The sequence below is a fragment of the Coraliomargarita algicola genome (assembly GCF_033878955.1).
GTDB lineage: Bacteria > Verrucomicrobiota > Verrucomicrobiia > Opitutales > Coraliomargaritaceae > Thalassobacterium > Thalassobacterium algicola.
This window is the reverse complement of record NZ_CP138858.1, coordinates 3,985,600-4,005,740: the sequence shown is the minus strand read 5'-3', so window position 1 is coordinate 4,005,740 and position 20,141 is coordinate 3,985,600. Positions and strand designations below refer to the sequence as shown.

The 20,141-nt window shown below is 49.4% G+C and carries 16 protein-coding genes; 3 read left to right on the top strand and 13 right to left on the bottom strand.

All coding sequences use genetic code 11. From position 1 onward, the window contains the following. Positions 1-29: 29 nt before the first annotated feature. The 8 genes from SH580_RS16540 to trpD form a co-directional block, all read right to left on the bottom strand. Positions 30-1,880, bottom strand: coding sequence for a type II secretion system protein GspD (locus tag SH580_RS16540; protein ID WP_319831940.1), 1,851 nt, complete (start codon positions 1,878-1,880; stop codon positions 30-32). Between the two features lie 72 nt (positions 1,881-1,952). After that, complete coding sequence (locus SH580_RS16535; protein WP_319831939.1) at positions 1,953-2,528, bottom strand: hypothetical protein; 576 nt, start codon at positions 2,526-2,528, stop codon at positions 1,953-1,955. Positions 2,529-2,540: 12 nt separating this feature from the next. Beyond that, on the bottom strand, positions 2,541-3,122 hold the full coding sequence (locus SH580_RS16530; protein ID WP_319831938.1) for a hypothetical protein: 582 nt from the start codon (positions 3,120-3,122) through the stop codon (positions 2,541-2,543). Beyond that, on the bottom strand, positions 3,119-3,757 hold the full coding sequence (locus SH580_RS16525; protein ID WP_319831937.1) for a hypothetical protein: 639 nt from the start codon (positions 3,755-3,757) through the stop codon (positions 3,119-3,121). Before SH580_RS16525 ends, SH580_RS16530 begins: the two co-directional genes overlap by 4 nt. 13 nt (positions 3,758-3,770) lie before the next feature. Further along, positions 3,771-4,820 carry a hypothetical protein gene (locus tag SH580_RS16520; RefSeq protein ID WP_319831936.1) on the bottom strand — a complete coding sequence of 350 codons (1,050 nt, stop codon included), beginning with the start codon at positions 4,818-4,820 and terminating at the stop codon, positions 3,771-3,773. A gap of 321 nt (positions 4,821-5,141) precedes the next feature. Then, positions 5,142-6,542 (bottom strand): tetratricopeptide repeat protein, encoded by a 1,401-nt coding sequence (locus tag SH580_RS16515; protein ID WP_319831935.1) that lies wholly within the window; start codon positions 6,540-6,542, stop codon positions 5,142-5,144. A gap of 42 nt (positions 6,543-6,584) precedes the next feature. Beyond that, on the bottom strand, positions 6,585-7,937 hold the full coding sequence (gene glmM, locus SH580_RS16510) for a phosphoglucosamine mutase (protein ID WP_319831934.1): 1,353 nt from the start codon (positions 7,935-7,937) through the stop codon (positions 6,585-6,587). A 12-nt stretch (positions 7,938-7,949) separates the two neighbouring features. Further along, a complete protein-coding gene (gene trpD / locus SH580_RS16505; RefSeq protein WP_319831933.1) occupies positions 7,950-9,008 on the bottom strand; it encodes an anthranilate phosphoribosyltransferase in 1,059 nt (352 codons plus the stop codon). Positions 9,009-9,140: 132 nt separating this feature from the next. On the opposite strand from trpD, the gene SH580_RS16500 reads away from it, so the two are divergent. Continuing rightward, positions 9,141-10,166, top strand: coding sequence for an undecaprenyl-diphosphate phosphatase (locus SH580_RS16500; RefSeq protein WP_319831932.1), 1,026 nt, complete (start codon positions 9,141-9,143; stop codon positions 10,164-10,166). Positions 10,167-10,456: 290 nt separating this feature from the next. On the opposite strand, the gene SH580_RS16495 is transcribed toward SH580_RS16500, so the two are convergent. From SH580_RS16495 to SH580_RS16485, 3 genes are all read right to left on the bottom strand, one after another. Next, the gene (locus SH580_RS16495) at positions 10,457-12,751 is read right to left on the bottom strand and encodes a GumC family protein (protein ID WP_319831931.1); all 2,295 of its coding nucleotides are present in this window, start codon (positions 12,749-12,751) and stop codon (positions 10,457-10,459) included. Positions 12,752-12,768: 17 nt separating this feature from the next. Then, positions 12,769-13,437 (bottom strand): polysaccharide biosynthesis/export family protein, encoded by a 669-nt coding sequence (locus SH580_RS16490; RefSeq protein WP_319831930.1) that lies wholly within the window; start codon positions 13,435-13,437, stop codon positions 12,769-12,771. Positions 13,438-13,500: 63 nt separating this feature from the next. Then, positions 13,501-14,667 carry an outer membrane beta-barrel protein gene (locus tag SH580_RS16485; RefSeq protein WP_319831929.1) on the bottom strand — a complete coding sequence of 389 codons (1,167 nt, stop codon included), beginning with the start codon at positions 14,665-14,667 and terminating at the stop codon, positions 13,501-13,503. A 203-nt stretch (positions 14,668-14,870) separates the two neighbouring features. Between SH580_RS16485 and SH580_RS16480 the strand changes: the two genes are divergently transcribed. Then, a complete protein-coding gene (locus tag SH580_RS16480; protein WP_319831928.1) occupies positions 14,871-16,538 on the top strand; it encodes a tetratricopeptide repeat protein in 1,668 nt (555 codons plus the stop codon). A gap of 223 nt (positions 16,539-16,761) precedes the next feature. Here SH580_RS16480 and SH580_RS16475 read toward each other — a convergent pair whose 3' ends face one another. Together SH580_RS16475 and hisC are read right to left on the bottom strand one after the other, a co-directional pair. Beyond that, positions 16,762-18,066: a hemolysin family protein gene (locus SH580_RS16475; protein WP_319831927.1), complete on the bottom strand. Its 1,305-nt coding sequence runs from the start codon at positions 18,064-18,066 to the stop codon at positions 16,762-16,764. Next, the gene (hisC, locus tag SH580_RS16470) at positions 18,063-19,178 is read right to left on the bottom strand and encodes a histidinol-phosphate transaminase (RefSeq protein WP_319831926.1); all 1,116 of its coding nucleotides are present in this window, start codon (positions 19,176-19,178) and stop codon (positions 18,063-18,065) included. Before hisC ends, SH580_RS16475 begins: the two co-directional genes overlap by 4 nt. Positions 19,179-19,242: 64 nt before the next feature. Between hisC and SH580_RS16465 the strand changes: the two genes are divergently transcribed. Continuing rightward, a complete protein-coding gene (locus tag SH580_RS16465; RefSeq protein ID WP_319831925.1) occupies positions 19,243-20,136 on the top strand; it encodes an SDR family oxidoreductase in 894 nt (297 codons plus the stop codon). The last annotated feature ends 5 nt before the right edge of the window (positions 20,137-20,141 follow it).

The following is a 20,141-nucleotide window of genomic DNA, read 5'->3' as shown; positions in this document are numbered from 1 at the left end:
GTGAACCTTTCTGAGGATCCAATTGTAAACTAGCGCAAGCTGCGTGGTTTGCTGGCCTGAGTAGGCGTCTCTTCGAGTGTATCACGCTCCTCCTGCAGCTTACGGTATTCTATAGCTTTAATTTGCTGCCTAGCTGCCTCTAAGGCTTTTTCCTGATCGGCCTGGGTTCGGTATGCATCCAACTTATCTAATAAGCTCTTCTCTTCGACGCTCAAATTATACCCAGGCAACTCACTCGGAACAATCCCCATACGATCAATTACGCGTGGATCTATAATATCACGATAAGTCGAGCCATCGGGATTGAGTGTCTTAGCGGTGATGAAGATGATTAAATTTCGTTGAGAGATTTCATCAGACTCACTGCTGAAGAGACGCCCGATGCCGGGTAAATTCCCTAAGACCGGAACTTTAGTATCACGTTTGGAAGTACTATCTTCTACTAAACCGCCGATCGCTAAAGTGTAGCCATCCTTGACCATGATAGTCGTTTCAGTGCGGCGACTTTCAATGATGGGAATTTCCGTATTCTCGATCAGTGCAAAGCGATCTGAACTCGACACCTCAGGAATGATTTTAAGGTTAATAAATCCAGCGCTATTCACCTGCGGTGTCACATCTAGATTGATACCGATATCTTCATAATTGATTTGATCCAGCTGACGTTGTCCCGTCTCCGCGTTAAAGGTATACTCAGGGATCGGGTAACGTTCACCTATCGCGATTTTCGCCTGTGTATTATTCAAGGTCACCACCGTTGGGTTAGAAACCAGTTTAATATCATCCTGGGTATTCAAAGCACTTAGAATCACTTCAAACTGATCCGCAGAAAACACAGCAGTGTCCAAACGACTGGTAGAAGCCAAGCTCTCAAGCGTATCACTGAAAGTGGTTCCATTCTCGTAGGTAAGCCCGTCACTGGAATTAATGCCTTCATCATCAACGGTGCCCGAAGTCCTTGTATTTGTGTTCGTGCGTTCACGAGTCCATGCACGCTGGAAAGGTCCAGCAGAAGCACTATAACCACTCAGAGAGGCCCAATTCACACCTAAATTCTTTGTGTCCGTATTGGTGACTTCAATAAACTTTGACTCAATCATCACCTGGTCGGTAGCCCGGTCCAAGCGCTCTATAATTTCCTGAATCTTGCCCATCCTTGAAGGGCGCTCCGTGATCACGAGTGCATTACTACGGACATCGACTTGAATACGACCACCTGCAGAGTTATCAATCAGGGGAGCAATCGAACTTAAAAGGTTATCCGCACGTGCATAATTTGCGATGAATACATGTGTATCGACAGGTTCAGTAGTCAATTCTTCGATACTCTTAATGCGCACGATATTACGATCTTCAACATAGGTATACCCCAGCGGCTCAAGAACGACCTCAAATGCCTGGCGCCAAGTAATGTTACGCAACTTAATAGAAGTGCGTCCAATCAAGGTATCGGGGATCACCAGATTGAGCTCAAAGAGCTCGGCAACATTACGAAGAATCGTGCGAACGTCCTCATCTGGAAAATCCACAGAAATAGTTTCCTCACTTAACATGGAAGCCTCGCCCGGAGCAACCGCGTCCTTACCAGGAATTTCGAGTACAATCTCAGTATCCGAAGGCAGACTCTCAGTCACCGCTGGAATGATCGGCGCTTCCAAATCTAAACTGGCACCCTCAATCGGATTCTCAGGAATCTCGACTACTTTCGCACTCTCTTCAGGAAGTGAAACAAGCTCGGAAGCTACACCGACTTGCTCCGAGGTATCTTCAACTACGATCACATCCGACAAATCGATTTCAACGGTGGTATCACTCTCTGCCTGTGCACAAAGAGCGATCGGAGCGAGAAGCCATAGGGAATAGAGTGTATGCTTTTTCATAAGACGTTAAGAGGCGACGGTTCGAAGAATATGGTGAATAAATGATTTATAATATAGAAAGTGACTAATCTGCTAATCGATTTTAATAGCACCAGAGCTGGAGCCAGTGGCATTGATGCCCACCAGTTCTGTAGCCTCGCCCAATTTCAGGGTGTAACTATTGCTAGTAATCTCGATAATTGTAACGGTAAAGGTCTGACCTTGCGCCTGCGGTAAGCTTACCGGAAAACTGGTGCCCTGCTTAACTAAACTGCCACCTGTTAGTTGCAAGAAACCACTATTGCCACGCGTCAACGTGCCTCGCACTTGCTTGGAAAAATTCCTAGCCACGACACGCAACACAGAAGCATCATCATAATTGACTACAACTTCCTCAACAGGCACAGGCTCACCTTGTTCGTCGCGTATAATTGGAATCAACGGTTGCTCAAATACAAAAGGGCTATCTACACTCGCAACGAGCTCGTGAAACGAATCGCTTTTCTCTGATAAATGCGATCGTGCTTCTTCCAGGACCAACAAACGGCTGTCCAAACTGAGCACTAAATCTTTTCGACCGGTCAATTTTATTTCGGATTTTGCGCACAGCTCTTGGGTAAACAAGAGCGCTAAAAGCAAAGTCGATAAAGTATGTAAAGATATCTTCATGAGATGCTAATATTAATCATTCTCAGCCAAGACGACCACGCGTAGACGTGCGTCCAATGTATCTTGGCCTCCATTACGATTTGAATCTGAGATCTGAAAATCGGCCACCCGTATCAAACGGTCCACCCGGTAGAGTTCAGACATAAAAATCAGAATCTCATCAAACGAACCGCTTAAAGACATATTATAGGCGATGGTGGAATGTAACTTAAGCGCACGAGGCCCGCCCTTTGCAAAAACTGGATCTCCTGTTGGCATCTGCCCAATATTCGAAATGCGCACATTGAGCCGGTCTTCCAGCGCATAAAAGAAATTAATATTCACAGCCCGTTCATCGCGATCAAAGAGCCTGGCCTCCAGCTGGTCCACCAGAAGCTTCACTTCCTCCACATGCGACTCTAAATCTTTCGAACTTTTAACGTTTTTATCGATCGTTCGTATACGGGAATTCAAGTCATCCTCTTTAAGCGACAATTCCACAGCTGCATCGCCTCGTAAAAAGATAGCGGCCAGACAGACCAGAACCACAAGGAAACAAAGCACCGCCAGTGGGTAATCCTTTAGAATGCGGATAAATTTATTCTCGGTCTTCATGAGGCATCCCCTCCTTCTTTCTTAGCCGGCGCGGCTTTTTTCGCGGGCTTCAAGGAGATCGCTATACGGTAAGGAAAAATTCCCGTTTTTTCATCACGCCCTTGCAAAGTTTCATCTATCCCCAAATCAAACCCCGGGATTTCCAATAACTCTGCCTCTTCTAAGATATTCTTAAAATCATCAAGCACTGTTAAATTTTTAGCATTTCCTGAGATCACAATATTATAGGCAACCACGTTTTGGGAATCGACCTTAACAATCGATTCGGTCAAAGACACAGTGCTAAAAATCAAGTCATCAGGCTTAATCACGGACAAGCCATAGAGAAACTCATGAGCCAGCAAGGGAGAGTCAAAGAACTGCTCCACTTCTACAATATATTGCGCGGACGTGCGAAACGACTCACTGAGCTTTAAATTTTCTCGGTCATCCGCATCCGCAACACGGATCTGTTGCTCCATTTGCGCAACAGTATTCCCCAAAGAATAAGCGCGATATTCGCGTTGTAGTAGGAAAAAAGCCACACACAAGGCCAGCGTTACAGCCACAAAATTAATAATAAACCCGGTTCGAATCACCTTAATATCAGGCAACTCAGACTGATTAACAAAATTCGGACGCCAAAAAGGCTGCACTTCTTTATGCTTCCTACTCACCTTCGCCCTCCTCTCTCAAATGAAACTCGCCCATCAAACTAAACAAGCCCATCCAGCGTGAACCTAAATTAGAAACTTCAACCTCATCCCCCAAACTTACTTTGAGTCCTTCAAGCCACTTCTCCAAGTTAGGCTGCAAAATCTCCAGTCCCAACGAATCAGAAACTGTCTTTGAAACCCAAGCTAAATTTTGCGGCAACACGCTGATAAATACTTTCTCAATCGTCAAACCTGTCTGCACTTCGTAAAAACCCGTCGAGGCCTGAAGTTCCTTGGTCAAACGTCGAAGTAACTTGGGCCCCATTTCCGCAAAATCGAAGGTATTTGAAAAAAAGAGCTTTCGAGCAGAAGTTTCGTCCTTCAGGCCCAGTTCTCGTTGCAATAAAGGATAAATACTATCCAGACCAAACGGAACCGGCCGCGCAACATCAACCTGGCCTTGGTTAATGATAAAAATGTTAGCACTTTGAGAGGTTAACTCAAAACAAAGTATGGGGGACTTAATTTCGTTAAAGTGCGCATAGTCACTCACCCCCCCTAAAGTCGTCACAGTCGAAAGTTCCAAACGCTCTGGATAGATACCACATTCAAGCAAACGGTCTTGTTCCGATTGAAAGGCTTGAATAGGCGCGCCACAGAATACCAAGCGCTTATTTAAACTTTTCACAGGATCAAAGTCTGAACCATCGTTCGCATTTAAAATCGCCACCGTGTTGTGGTCAGGATCAACGTTGAACTCAGACTTCAAAACTTCCGACAGAAAGCCAAGGTCCTTAGCCTTATTGGTCGACTCCGCCTCATAATATCGCACAAATCGCCCTTCAGGATAAACACCTGCTCGGGAAACAAAATAACCACCGCCCTTAAAATCAACAAGCTGTTCAAAGAAATTGCGAATCTCGACTGCACTATCGTCAGAACTCAAAGGATATTCAGCCAGCTCCTCAATAACCATCGGTATTTTATATCCAGATGTTCTCGCGGCTAAAATCGAGAACTCCGAGATATCGACAAACAGGCCTTTAGTCTTGGGGTTAAGCATAGATATACTGCGTAGTGAACATTGAGAAATAGCAGGCGAACTGAATAGAGCGACCAGACACTGTAGTAAGTAATAATCTCGGAATGAATGAAGAACGATCCACGAACCGATAGATTGCGTAGCTAAAAGGGGTGAGCAAGTAAAAAGCCTTAGCGACGTCGCTCAAAGCTCTTAATTAAAAGATATTTACAAATAATCACTGACCACCCCTAGATCCATGGACGCGAATCCGCCAACCTAAAGTTCGGTACAATCGCACCTCAAGGGCGTACGGCGAGAACCGCAAACACTCGAGAGCGCATTCCAATGGCGATCAGCCGCCTACTTACTGGAGTAGAAATCGTCGATCTTCTGAGCAACATCCCGATAAGAGATATCTGCCCCATAGAGCGCCTTAAACTCCATCATCGCTCGATCCATATCGCCCTGCTGCTCATAAGCAGAACCCAACTCATACAAAACATCCTTCTTCTGCTCGGTCATGCCTGGTATTTCAGACTTCGCAATCGTCAACTGCTCGGCAGCCAAATCATGGAACCCCTTAACTAAATACGCCTTGCCTAACAGGATCAGCGCACTCACACGCACCTTGGGACTACGCTGAGCCATCTGCAGCTCCTTAATCGCCAGATCTGTTTCGCCGTCCTCAAAATAGAGCTCACCAAGTTCATAGCGATAGCTATACTCATTTGGATAGCGCTGAACCAAATCCTCACACTGTTCACGGCGGAAAGCATGCTCCTCTGCCTTGAGTTCTTCAAGTTCAGTTCTGGCCGCAACATCCTCAGGGTTAGACTCCAAACGAGCCTCAACCGCAGCAATTGCTTTCTGCATCTTCTCACGCTTGAGCGTCCCCACCAAACGCTCGAGCGTCACGTCCGCACGCCCAGCCTCCAACTCTCGCGCCTTAGCAACCCACTCAAGCGCACTGTCGTAATCACCGAGCTTGCGGTAGTTCGTCGCGATATCGCGATAGAAATTCATATTATCAGGAGTCTCAGCAACTCCCTTCTTGGCTTCTTCAATCAAAGAAAGTAGCGCAGCATCCCCCGTCTTGGCACGACTCGCTTGCTCCAACTTCTGCGACTCATCGCCATCCTTAAGCTTATCGCGGAAGCTCTTATCTTCCTCCCACTTCCCTTTCTCCATAGTCTGCTCGACCGAAGCTTTCTTAATCAGCGTCTGCACTTCATCGTCAGATGGATTCGCCCGATAAGCCGCCTCACCTATCCGAATCGCTTCCTCACTATTGCCTGTTTTAATATGAACAGACATTAAAGCCTTAATGTTTTCCAAATTATTTGGCTCCAGCTTTCTCACCGATTCATATGCAAATACCGCAGTCGAATAAAGTTCAAGCGCCTCAGCCGCCGCCCCTAAGATCTTATGCCCCGTAACATTGTCAGGATTCGAATTCAAAATCTGCTCAGCAGCATCGATTGCCTTTTGAGGATCTTTCTTAATCTTCGACTCACTCCCCATTGAAAAAGGAATACTAGTCACCTTGGATAACAGTCCCCCGAAGCCCTTTGTCTTCCCCTTAGTCGCTCGCTGTTGTGCTTGACGCAAAATCTTACGAGCCTCTAGGCAGGCCACATTTCGGCTCACAATATTGATCAAAATATCGACGGCGTAACTAGGGTTCTTATCAACCGCTTTACGTGCATTTTCAATCTGCTTTTGTAGACGAGTATCGAGATCTTTAAGGGCAACTTCTTCCATGATGTATAAAGGGTATATTTACGTGTGCTAAGGCGTAAAGGGTCAACTATCAATTACGCAGAGCCCCTCTCGCGCGGCAATTTCAATGCTTTTTAACGCATCAGCGACCTCAGTTTCGGAGCGTCCCTCCACCAACAAGCGTAATTTTGGCTCCGTCCCAGAATAACGGACAAGGACTCGTCCGTCTTCGCCCAGACTGGCCTCCACTTCTCGAATCGCAGCCTGCAGCCCGCTTAGCTCCTCCAATGGAGTCTTTTCAGCAACCCGTAAATTTTGCGTACATTGCGGAAAAAGGATCACCTCTTGACGCAATTCTGACAAGGTCTTGCCAGTTCGACGCATTAATTCGACGACCTTAATCGCAGCCAAAAGCCCATCTCCAGTCGTCGCGAAATCAGAGAAAATAATATGTCCCGACGACTCACCACCAAGGTTGGCCCCCAGCTCTCGCATGCGACTCGCCACATTGCGATCCCCCACGCCCACACGCTCGACGCGCCCGCCGGACTCTCGCAGCGCGCAATCCAAACCCAAATTACTGTGAATCGTTGCCACCAGCGTGCCCGACTTAAGCATCCCCGCTTTCATCGCATCACGCCCTAAAATAGCGAGCAGTATATCACCATCTACGATCGTTCCAGTCTCGTCACACACGACCAAACGGTCACCATCTCCATCGTGCGCAATACCAATATTAGCAGCTGCTGCGAGAACTGCCCGAGCCAGTTGAGCAGGACATTCACTTCCCACCCCATCATTAATATTAAGGCCATCTGGCTGATTCCCGATTAAATGCAAATGCGCCCCCCATCGCTGAAAGACTGCGGGCGTTGTGGCCACAGTCGCTCCATTTGCCAAATCCAACACGACGCGCCAATCACTCAGACACTCCGGCTCCATCAGCGATTGCAAATAATTTACATAATGACTCGCAGCATCCAAAGGTGTGGTTTCCGGCGGAGGCATGTGAGCCGGCGACGCAGCTTGATCGTCAAACAAGGACTCAATCTGTAATTCTTGCACATCATCCAATTTACACGCCTGATGATCAAACAACTTAATGCCATTATCACACGCAGGGTTATGCGATGCCGTCACGGCAATCCCAAGATCCGCTTGATTATCTAAGACTGCCTTCGCCACAGCAGGCGTCGGAACCACTCCCGCATCACGCACATAAACTTGATGCTGATTAAGACCAGCCGCTAAAGCATCACAAAGAGCAGTTCCACTGAAACGTGTATCTCGTCCAATCACGACATAATGCTGCCGCCCCGCCCGAGACTGCTTTAAATAATCGCCAAGCGCACAGCCCAAACGATAAGCAAAATCAGGACACATGATCGGGTCCCCAAATCGCCCGCGAATTCCGTCGGTTCCGAAATATTGAGTCATAGTATAGTTAATTTAGAAAGTGGAGTAAAAGGATTGAGCCTGCTTCAGCCATGCAGCCGCTCGCCCCGACTCAACCACTTCACGCGCCAGATCAACTCCAGTCGCTAGGTCTTCTGCCTTTTCAGCAAGCCAAAGTGCAGCACCCGCATTCAGTAATACACTGTGCAACAATCCCAAGGGGACGGCATCCGCCTCCCCACTGAAGAGCGCATGCAAAGTTTGAATATTAGCCTCCACATCGCCGCCGCGCAAAGAATCCAAATCACACTCCGTCAAACCAGCCTCCTCCGGCGACAACACCCCGCGTCGCGCCTCCAGCCGCCCAAAACCGGCCACATGATTACGCCCCACACAGCTCAGTTCATCCAGCGCAAGACCTGGTTCAGGCGTGCAATGCGCCACTAAGCCCGCCTTCAAGCCGATCGCACCCAATGCATCTGCGATGGGCTCTACCCAACGATCCGCATACACTCCCATCAATTGATACGCAGGACGCCCCGGGTTGATTAAGGGGCCTAACAAATTAAAAATAGAACGTCGGCCCGCCGCAGCCAATGCCTGACGAACGGGCATAATTTCCTTAAAGGCAGGATGGAACGCCGGCGCAAAGAAGAAACAAAAATTCAATTCATCCAGAGAACGCCGAATGACCTCATGTGGCGCATCCAGACGTATTCCAAGTGCTTCAATCAAATCAGCACTGCCGCACTTTGATGTAATCGAACGGTTGCCATGCTTAAAAACAGGCACACCGGCTGCTGCCACAATAAAAGAAACAGCAGTTGAAATATTAAATGTATTCGAACCATCACCTCCAGTGCCACAGACATCAATCGCTCCCGCAGACCATGCCTCCACTTGCGGATTCACCGCCAGCTCCCGGAAAGCCGCCGCAAATGCAGCCACCTCCACCGCCGTCTCGCCCTTCTCAGCCAGTGCAACAAGAAAATTTTCTTTAGCGGACAGCCCAACAGCAGACGAAGCCAACAAGGACGCCGAATGCTGCGCTTCGCCAGTGCTTAGGTCTCGCCCCGCACGCAGAGAATTCGTGAGTTCTTCAATTTCCATCATATAGATTTTTTACAAGCAAAGCTTTCCAAGCGTCTGCACAAGCCTAAAGCACACGACACATACAGCGTGCAGCTAAAAATTAACTTTTTTGCGACTTCCCATAGCACTCTTTTCCACTATGTCTCAAGACTCATGACTTTCCGAATCTGCCAACTCATTCTTTGCCTAGTTCTCGCTTCCAACTGGCTCACTGCCGCTCAAACGGTCCCTCAAACTAGCACTCACGACGAAAGCCCCGATCCAGCTAGCTTAAGCTACAGCGATGCCATTATTCTAGGCATTGTTGAGGGGATTACCGAATACCTCCCCATTTCATCCACAGGTCACCTGATCCTAACCAATGCAATACTAGGATTAGACTCAGACACCCCCATACGTAATAAAAATGGCGATTTCATCATGGTGCAAGACGATGAATCGATCGCTCCGCGCCCCTACACCATAGGAGAGGCCGCATACGCCTACGTAATCGTCATACAAGCGGGCGCCATCGCGGCAGTCGTCATACTATACTGGCAAACAATTCTGAAAATCCTATTAGGCTGTCTAGGCAAAGACCCACAAGGTCGTAAGCTCGCCCTAAACCTAATCTGTGCCTTCATACCTGCGGCTGTCATCGGACTGCTACTCAACGACTGGATTGAAGCCACACTCGGGGACAACGTTAGAGCCGTTGCCGGAGCACTCATCGTCGGCGCAATCGTTATGCTCATCGTCGAAAAATGGCGTCATCATGGCCAGAAAGGCGCCATCCAGTCCAACGACGGACCCGACATCCACCAGCTCACCATCCGCCAGTCAATCATGATCGGGCTCTTCCAATGCCTCGCCATGTGGCCCGGCACCAGTCGCTCGATGGCAACAATCGTAGGCGGCTACTTAGCTGGACTCTCCCCCAAGCATGCTGCAGAATTTAGCTTTCTATTAGGACTCATCACTCTCACGGCAGCCTCAGGCTACAAAGTAGTCAGTGACGGCGCCAACATGATCGCTGCGCTCGACACAGGTCCGGTATTGCTAGGATGCCTCGTTGCATTCATCTCTTCAGCTTTAGCCGTTAAATGGCTAGTCACCTACCTCAGTAAACACGGCCTCGCCCTCTTCGCCTGGTACCGAATCGCCCTCGCAGTCGCGGTCTTTTTAGTCTTAGGCAAATAAAACAACGCTACTCAATAAGCTTCAAAGCGGCATCTAGCGTATCACCCTATACAATCGATCCTGCGGCAGAGCGAACGCGAACGCGCATCACTCAAAATTCGATGTTGGGTATTAGTTCAGAAGGCAGATATCTGATCTGACAATGCCCTTGAGTGCGGACACCCGCCTTCTGATTACCTGTCCAAGCTTTCAACGTCCCCGATCCCAGCCGAGCAAGCATTCACCTTCATCGGGCATAAAAATACCCCGAATGGCTTCGGGGTATTTGTTACAACTCTGATAAAATGGAACTATGCTTTCGGTCCGAATTCGGACTCAGGCTCAACTGTGCCCGCCAATTCTTCCTCAAGCTCTTCTTCCTGGTGGATGTAATAATCCTGATAGGCCTTATCCGAGTAATTCGAATAATAGTAGCTCGAAAGCGAACTGGTAATGTTGTTCAAGATGGCTCCAAAGACAGGCGTATTTGACTCCCACAAACGGCGCACATTCACCACAGCAGTCTTCCGCTTCACAGTGTTGAATTTAATCACGTAAAGAATTCCATCCACCAAGGGCAATAGATTCAATGCGTCACTCACCGCAGCCAGTGGAGGCGAGTCCACCACAATTCGATCATAACGATCACGCAGGTCTGCAAACATTGCTTCAAACTTAGCACTATTCAGCACTTGAGTCGGATTCTTGGACTTACCCCCCGTAGGCAATACGTCCAAGTTAGGATAGACCTCCTTAATGATCACCTCATCCAAGGCGACCCCTTTCTCAATATGATCCAATAGACCGAAATCATTCTCCAATTGAAGCGAACGTGCCACATTCGGCAGACGCAAGTCAGCATCCAGCAGCAAAGTTTTTTCACCATGATTCGCAAACGTCAGTGACAAGTTCGAGCTCACGAACGACTTCCCTTCACTAGGAACCGTACTGGTGGTTAGGATAATCTTAGCATTCTTACTCTCCTCATTCAACTTGAGTGCAGAATGAATCGAGCGGAAAGTTTCAGTGACATGTCGGTCCACGTTGGAAGCCACCGCTTGCGCCTTGGTATTGCTATCCAATTTTTTAATACGTGGCACAATTCCCAACATTGGCAGGCCAATCGTGCCTTCGATATCAAATGCACTCTTCACACGATCATCCAAGAAGGCCACTGCAAAGATTAGTCCCACCCCAACAGCGATCCCGCCAAAAAAACCTGCAGCTAGATTCATCGTCACATTAGGTGACGAGGGATTGTCTTCAGACGGTGGAAAGGCCTCGTCAATAATACGCGCATTCGGATTCTTTAAATTAACCTGCGCTTTCTCAGTCGTCATACGCGAATTGAGCGCCTGAAAGAAATTCTGCTGCACTTCCAGGTCACGAAGCAAAGAATTATACTCCACACGTGTTTTGCTCAATTCAATCAGCTCACGCTCTTTTTCTGCAAGACGCTGGCTCGCCATTTCAAAGTTACTTCTGGCTTCTACATAGGATGCGTAGATTTTATCCACAGAGTTTTGAACGGCACCTACAAGTTCGGACTCCGCCTCTTGCATACTTTGCAGGAGCTGAATCATCGCAGGGTGCTTCTCACGATAGCGCTTGCTCAAAGAGGAAATACTAATTCGATTCCCCGAAATTTGCTCGAGTAGGCTAGACACCCGTGGCTGCTCCGAAATAAAGGATAATTCCCACAAATTTTTACCTTCACGACGGTAATTCTCAATCAGATTCCACTTGGTCTCCAATTGATCGTACACATTCTTGTTCGTCAGCTTAATTTCGTTCAAACGCGTTAACTGCGCCCCAGCAATATTTTCATCACTCTGAAGAGACACTGCATTGTTCTTCTCACGATACTCGGCCAACTTAAGCTCGAGTTCTTCAACACGCTCCTTCTGTTGGTCGGCACGCACGCGAAGATCCTCAACGGCCTTCATCGAACCATCGATATTCAATTTCAAATTATAATCGATAAACTCCTTGGCAAAAAGGTTGGCGACTTCAGCCGCCACAATTGGATCAGGATGCGAATAGGCGACATTAATCATCAAGCTCGCACGCTGTGGCATCACTTTGCGGTTACGTCCCAAAATTTCAAGAGGAGTCAAAGGACCACTCAAACTCAATGCATCCGTATAAGGCGCCATAAAGCGCTCACGCATTTCATCCTGCAAACGCTGCTCGACCCCCTTAATAATGGAAGAACTCTGAAACACGCTGAGCTGCGTGTTTAAATCCTCCGCACCATGGATTTGATTTTGCTCCATCTCCACCCCTGCTCCAAGCGCAGAGGCATCATCACGAAACATCTGCACCTGCGCCACAGCGGTGTATATCTTGGTTTTATTGAATGTATACAGAATCGAACCGGAAAAAATGATAAAAAACGCAACGATCAAATACCAGACACGCTCACGAAACATCAGAAAGTAATCCCGGAAAGAGCGCTGTGGCCCACCACTGCCCCCCTCACTGTAGCCGCCACCGTATCCACCACCGTAGCCGTAACCACCGCCATAGCCATAGCCACCGCCGTAACCATAGCCATAACCACCGGAGTTGGGGTCAGCGCCCCCTCTTACATAATCGTTCTTCATATTTATAATCTAAAGTGTTAGATAATTCGCTCTGGAACCCAGATAGTATCCCCTTCTTGAAGGATGATATCTTTGGCATTTGGATCCTGTATGATCCGAGTGAAATTCACTTCCATTTGGCGCGCACGACCATCTTCATCGATACGTTTAATTGTGATTGATTTAGGGTTTCCAATACGACTCACTCCACCGACCGCTGCAATGGCCTCCGTGAGAGTCAAATCACGGTCCGGAGGGATTGCGACCTGGCCAGGCCCATTCACAGAGCCTAAAATATGAACAATTTTAGGTGAAAACTCCACAACCAGAAGCGACACCTGTGGATCGACAAGATAGTCTCGATTGTACAAATCAGTAACCAGCGACTGAGCTTCCGCGACCGTCATTCCAGCAAGCTTAACTTTACCAATTAAAGCTAGAGCCACAGAACCATCCCCCTCGATCCGCACACTTTTATCTAGATCCGACTCCTGATATACAGACACAGAAATGACGTCCGAAGGCTTGAGCACATAGTTCTCACCAACCACTATGCCAACCCCTGACCTGCCGGCTGAGGAAGAGGCTCCGGAATCATATGACGAGCGATTCCCCCCCCCACCGTCCCCACCACTGGAGTCTTGTGCAGTCGCAAGTGCACTGATAAAGCAAAAACTAAGCGTGATGAATAAATATAACTGCTTCATAAAGTAAAAAATGCCTCTGCAAGAGGCATTTTGACCCATAAAAGGGAAAAGGGTTTCAATTTATTAGTAACGAAGGGTCGCAGTCAGATCCAATGTATGGTCTTCATAACTAGAGCCCACGCGATTAGAGCTATTCTCCGAGTAAGTATAGCCAGTGCTAAAGCTCCAATATTGATTGGGCGAATATGACAGACGCAGACCCGCATTGTATTGATCATCCTCTTGGTTTGAATCGGTATAATCCCGCAATGCATATCCTAGGCTAGCACTGGCCGCAAAATAACTATTAATGGAATAACTGCTGCTTAAATTAATCTTAGAGACCTCAGTCGCGCCTCCTTCTCCACCAACACCAAAATCACGCGACAAGCCCAAGGTTGTAGTTAACTTAGGAGTCATCGCCCAAACTAAGCTAGCATTCAATCCGAGCATGCCATCCTCATCCGCCCCCGCACGGTCCGTATCTTTGGTGCGATAGCCCACCTTAAACGAGCCCGTCAACTTCGGCAACAAATTACCACGTGCACCAAAATTATAAAAGAAGGACTCTTGAGTGTAATCGCCATTAGGATTCAACAGCGTGGCATCTACATCTGTAACAGAATACGTAGCGCCAAAACTCAGATCCACCTTAGGCGTCAGCTCATAAAACACATCCAACGGAACAGTTACTTTCTCACGATCCGCAAATCGCTCCGTATAAGTCGAGTATTCTTGGCTGGAGAAACTGAAGCCCGAACCAAAACTAAATTTAGGCGACAAGCGATATTCCCCATTCACATCTGCAGATGTGGTATCATACTCGATCAAATCATTCGCCACGTTATTCAGACCACTGCTGGACTTATTCTCATCAAAGGCAACGGATCCATTTAAATCCAGACGACTCCCTTGATAGGAGCCAACCGCCCGGATGTGAAACAGCTCCACATTCATCCGACTGATATCCTGATAGCGCAGGACATCATAGCGGGTGCTGATACTCAAATCAGTATTGGAGGCGCCACGCCCGACGTTCAGCTCAAAGCCTGGTGAAACCGTCCAGATCAAATCATCCACCTCACCAGTCTCATCGCGAAAAATATTGGAAGACCAACGCAAACTGGAAGAACCATTAAAGAAGATGTCTGCATTGTCCCCAATCGAAACGAGTGGCGACGCACTGACAGACGCTTGAATCAGCAGACCGGAAGAAATTAGCGTTAACAGGCAGAATTGTTTATTTTTCATATGCAGAAAAGTAAGTTTCGGTAGAGTATAAATCAAGAGAAGCAAAAAGAGTTGAAGAGAGAATCACATCTGAGTCAAAAACCCTAGGTACAAAAAAAAACAACTGCAATACGAAAGTCTGCTTTATTTGGGCTTGGCTCAAGTCACCAGAATACATTAGAAATCACCGAAAGACCTCCCCCCATAAAACATAAAATTTACACATGAGCAAAAAAGCCAGCACCCGCCACCCGATGACTCGCGAAAAACCGATCCTATTGGGATTTGTCGTGCAACGCAAAGGCCTCGACGGTCGCATGGAAATCTCCGTCCGCTGGGGACGCTTGTTCAGCACCTTGCTACTGTTAGCCATCGTCGGTTGGTTTGCGATGGCGGGCGCACTGTACTTCCACTTCAAATACAATAAAGAATTTGATGAAGTCTCTTATACGAAAATGCTCACACTGTTCCCTTTGGGGCTGGATGCACACCGCACCGAGATGGGCAACTACCACATCCAAAAAGGACTGGACGAAATTAAACAGGGCAATTACCGCGACGCGCTACGACTATTACGACTCGGGGTTGCAAGAGCGCCCGCCAACTTGGAAGGCCGGCGCGTTTTGGCAGAGTTCTATGAAATTGCACTCAAACGTCACGATATAGCCGCGGACCAACTACTCAAAGGCTTGGAACAGGGAGGCATTGATGACATTGACTACCTAAAGCAAACACTGCGCGTCTTACTCCGCTACCAAATGGATGAAGAAATCCAAAGCCTCGCAGATAAATACCTGCCGAAAGAGCCGGAACTCACCGATATCAATCGCACACTCGCCTTTGGAGCGGCCAACGCCAACTATCTGCGCGGCAATTACGACCGTGCCGACGACTATTTGAGCGAGTATAAATTACTGGAATCACTGGAAGGGGTTCTGCTTTCCTCCCAAATCAGTTGGGACCGAGGCAACCAAGAAGCCGCAATCGACAAGATGGAGGATTCGATTCAAAAGTTCCCAAATTCAGAGCCCTTGCTGATGCAGCTCAGTCGCTACAACCGCGAACTGGGCAAGATTGACGAAGCGCGCCGTTATGCCATCCTGCGCAATGTCAGCGATCCATTGAGCGCCGCTCCACGTCTCGAATTGCTCTACATCTACAACAAGTCCGACGACAGCGAGCGCGAGCAACGCGAAACCCAACGTATGCTACAGCAATTCAGTGATGACGAATCGGCTCTCCAAGCACTTGCCAACTTCGCAGCGGACACAGGCAACGTGGACCTAGCTCGCCGCACTTACGAGGAAGCTCTGGAAAACGAATTTAATATCGATGCCTTCGCCCTACTTCTCATTGAAGCTCACTTGGTCGACAAAGACTACGACGGCGCGCTGGAGTTCTCCGAAGAACTACTCAAAGAACGGCCAGACTGGCTCACATCACGCTGGGCCATCTTCAACAGCTTACGCGCAGTGGCTTCCTACGGCATCAATCGCCCCGACTTGGGCGAGATCTACCTACAAGACTTCATCGATGAGTCCAACAACCAACCGCAAACCTACCTAGCAGTGGCTCGCCGATTTACAAAAATCGACCGCCATCAACAAGCACGGAAGATCCTGATGGTTGCCTACCAAAAGACTCCCACCAATCAAAAAATACTCTCAGAACTCATCCGCACGGAACTCACCTTGGGAAATACTGAAAACTTGAATCGCTTACTTTCGAGACTCTTAGAAATGCGTCGTCCACAAATGGAACTCTTAGTTGAAGCCTACCACAAGCTCGGCAGTGATCGTTTCATTTTCACCCCCGATCGCCAAAGTCTGCTGCTCCAACTCAGCGCCATCCTACGCGAAAACTCACAATCGCTACAGGAGCTCAGCAGCTAAGAGCGATTTCCCGGCCAATTCGTAACTAAAAAGCCGAATCGAGGCCAGACGCAGCCACGATCGGGCGGCAAAGCCAACCCGACTACCTGCCACTCAAAGATTCGATGTTCAATGTTGGGTGTTCAACGTTCAACGCCCCCATCCTCAGCTCTCAGATTTCAGCTCTCTTCAAGCAAATCGCCTCCCCGGTTCAAAGAACCGAGGCGACTAAATAACGTATCCACTACGGATTCAACTCAACGGACGCCTGTAGCGATACGGTGGCGGCAATCACGCGGCGATCATCGACCTCATCCACAGTGATCTCCAAGCCGTAACAGCTCAGACTCTCTCCGCGCTCGGGAATATGCCCCAACTCTCCGGTAATCAAACCGCCAAAGGTGGACACTTCTTCGTTGTCGATTTCGATCTCTAGCTCCTCTTCGATGTCATGAATCGGCGTCAGACCGGAAATTCGAAAACGCTTCCCATCACCAATCGCCACAATCTGCTCTTCTTCACTGTCAAACTCATCCTGAATTTCACCCACGAGTTCTTCTAAAATGCTTTCCAAGGTGATCACCCCGACGATCCCACCAAATTCATCCACCGCCAACGCCATGTGAAATTTGGCGCGCAACATTCGCTCAAGCGCCTCTTCCAAAGGAGTTTCCAGCGGAAAGACAGCCAAGTTACGTTTCAACTTCATCAAATCGATCTCTGACACAGGCTCGCGCCAGCGAAATATATCCTTAATGTGAATGAGCCCGAGGCACTCATCCAAATCCCCACGACAGAGCGGAAAACGTGTGTGCCCGGCCGCTTTCATGGTCTCCAGATTCGCCTTAATTCCCAGGTCTAAATCACAAATCACCACCTGACTACGTGGCAACAGGATGTCCTGCACCACCAGCTCTTGCATCTGCAAGGTACGATTCACGATCTTGCGAACCACTCCGGACAGTTGACTGCTATCCTCCCCCATCGCGCGGATTTGCACATCCACATCCAATGGGTTCAACTCGTCTTCCACGTCCACCCCGATACGACGATAAAGCGACTTCTTCAACATCCGGAAAAACAGCATGACCGGAAAAGTCAAAAACTGAAATCCGAGTAATACGCGGTATGAGCGACGGATCGCCTTTGAGGGATCGCGCATCGCAAGCCCGCGTGGAAAAATCTCGGCAAAGAAGAAGTGCACCGACACGGCCAAGGTAAAAGAGACCAGAACTACAATCCAACGCGCGGGCGCGACCTCCATCTGGAAGAGCCCGAAAAAATCGCTAACTAATGGCATCAACAGCAGTCCAACCGCCACCGTACACAGCGTCTTACTAAAGCGCACCACCCGCCCCGTTTGATCGCTATTGTCGATCATACGAGCCAGCCCGGGCAATTGCATGAGCGCCTCTAACTGCTCTTCACTGGGCTTGCGATAGCGAAACTTCACTAGGCTAATTTCGCACATGACCAAAAAGGCATGCAGCACGAGCATCAGCCCCACCGAAGCCACAGAAATTCCAAAACGAATCCAAGCGTCACTCATCGCGAATCCGGAACTCCCTGGGATTGTGCCAACTCACGGGCCGCCGCCAAAAGCCGCTGGTTCTCCGCTTCGGTGCCGATCGTAATCCGAACAAATGCCGGCATGCCATAAGGAGCAAGAGGCCGCACAATCAAGCCACGCTGCTGGAGTGCCTGAAAAAACGCTCCACCATCGCCCACATTGGCCAACACAAAGTTCGCTTGTCCGCCGACGGTCGCATTGCCGAGCGCCTCCAGCCCCGCAACCAGTTGTGCCCGCCCCGCCTCATTAGCAGTCCGGCACTTATTCACAAACTCATGATCCGTGAGGGCCGCGCTTGCGGCCACCTGCGCGATCGCATTTACATTAAATGGCTGCCGCACCCGCTGCAGCAATTGAATCAATTCGGGCGCACCATAGCCGTAGCCCACTCGCAACCCGCCCAATCCGTAGATTTTAGAAAAGGTGCGCATGCAAAAGACCTTACATCCCGCCGCCATCTGTGCCCGCAGATCCGGTGCACGCTCCAAATACTCCGCATAAGCTTCGTCGAGACAAAGAATTACATGCGCGGGCAAGGATTCAGTCAACTCGATCAAATCAGCCTCCGTATTCGCCACGCCCGTCGGATTATTAGGACTGGCCACGAAGACTAAGCGCGTCTGATCGGTGACCGCCGCCCGCATAGCAGACAAATCATGCCCAAAATCCTGCATCGGCACCTCCACCGGAGTCGCACCAAACAGTTTGGTGATCAATTTGTAGACGATAAAGGCCTGATCCCCCATCACGACTTCCACACCGGGGCGCAAGAAGGCATGTCCCAATAACTCGATGATTTCATTCGAGCCATTTCCAATGATTAGGGCATCTTCGCCGATGCCACGCGCCTGAGCGATCGCCGCACGCAGCTGACAGCAATTGCCATCCGGATACAGATGGGCGGTCCGAAGAGCCGTCTGCGCCGCTGCCATAGCTTTGGGCGAGGGTCCAAACGGATTCTCATTAGAGGCGAGTTTAGCGATCAGGGCAGGATCGAGTCCAAACTCCTGAGCAACATACTCAATAGGTTTTCCGGGTTGGTAGACCGGTTGTTCATGCACACCAGCATTCGCGAGTTCAGCGTATTTCATTGATTATCGCTTTGAACTTGCCTCTCCCGAAAGCGATTGCAACAAAAACACGCTCTAAGAAACCATGAAGATTCTACTCACTGGCGCCTCCGGACTGCTAGGCCATGCATATGCACAGGCCGCCGTCCGCCGCGGTCACTCCGTCACCGCACTCTATAACCAGCACCCACCCCTCGCGTCGGGCCTCGAACGTTCGATCCAACTCGACGCCTCCCAGCCCGAAGCGCTCACTGCCTTGTGCCTCGAACACTGGCCCGATGTGATCGTTAATTGCGCGGCCATTTCCAACCCAGCATCCGTCGACGCAGTTCCGCGCCTCGCCGAACAGGTCAATGTCGCCCTGCCACGCTTACTGGCGCAAGTCTCCACCCATCTCGGCGCCCGCCTACTCCATGTCTCCACCGATATGGTCTTTGACGGGCTCGCCGAAGAGCCCTACCGCTCCACAGATATGCCGGGCCCCACGAATCTCTACGGCCAAACCAAGCTGATGGCGGAACGGGAAGTTCTGGAGCACAACCCTGAGGACCCCGTCGTTTTGCGCATCCCCATCCTCATGGGCAACAGTCCACGCGGCCAACGCAGCGTGCACGAAAAACTCATCGCCGCCATCCAAGCCGGCGAGCGCCCGAAACTCTACTGCGACGAAATGCGCCAGCCTTGCTCCGCCTCCAACGTGGCGGAAGTCTTACTCGAACTCAGCGAACGCCGCGATCTCCACGGGCTCTTTCATTGGGCTGGCAGCGAAACCCTCAGTCGCTTTGAAATGGGCCAACGCATTCTCAAACACTTCGGCCTCCCACTCGACGCCGTGGAATCTGCTTGTCGAGAGGACGAATCACGCCCCGCCAATTTGACCCTCAATTTGCACCCCATCGTCTCCAAACTAAAAACAAAGCCCGTCGATTTCGAAGCACAACTCGAAGAGCTCACGCGCGTCGAGCCGCTCAACGCCTAAGCCCG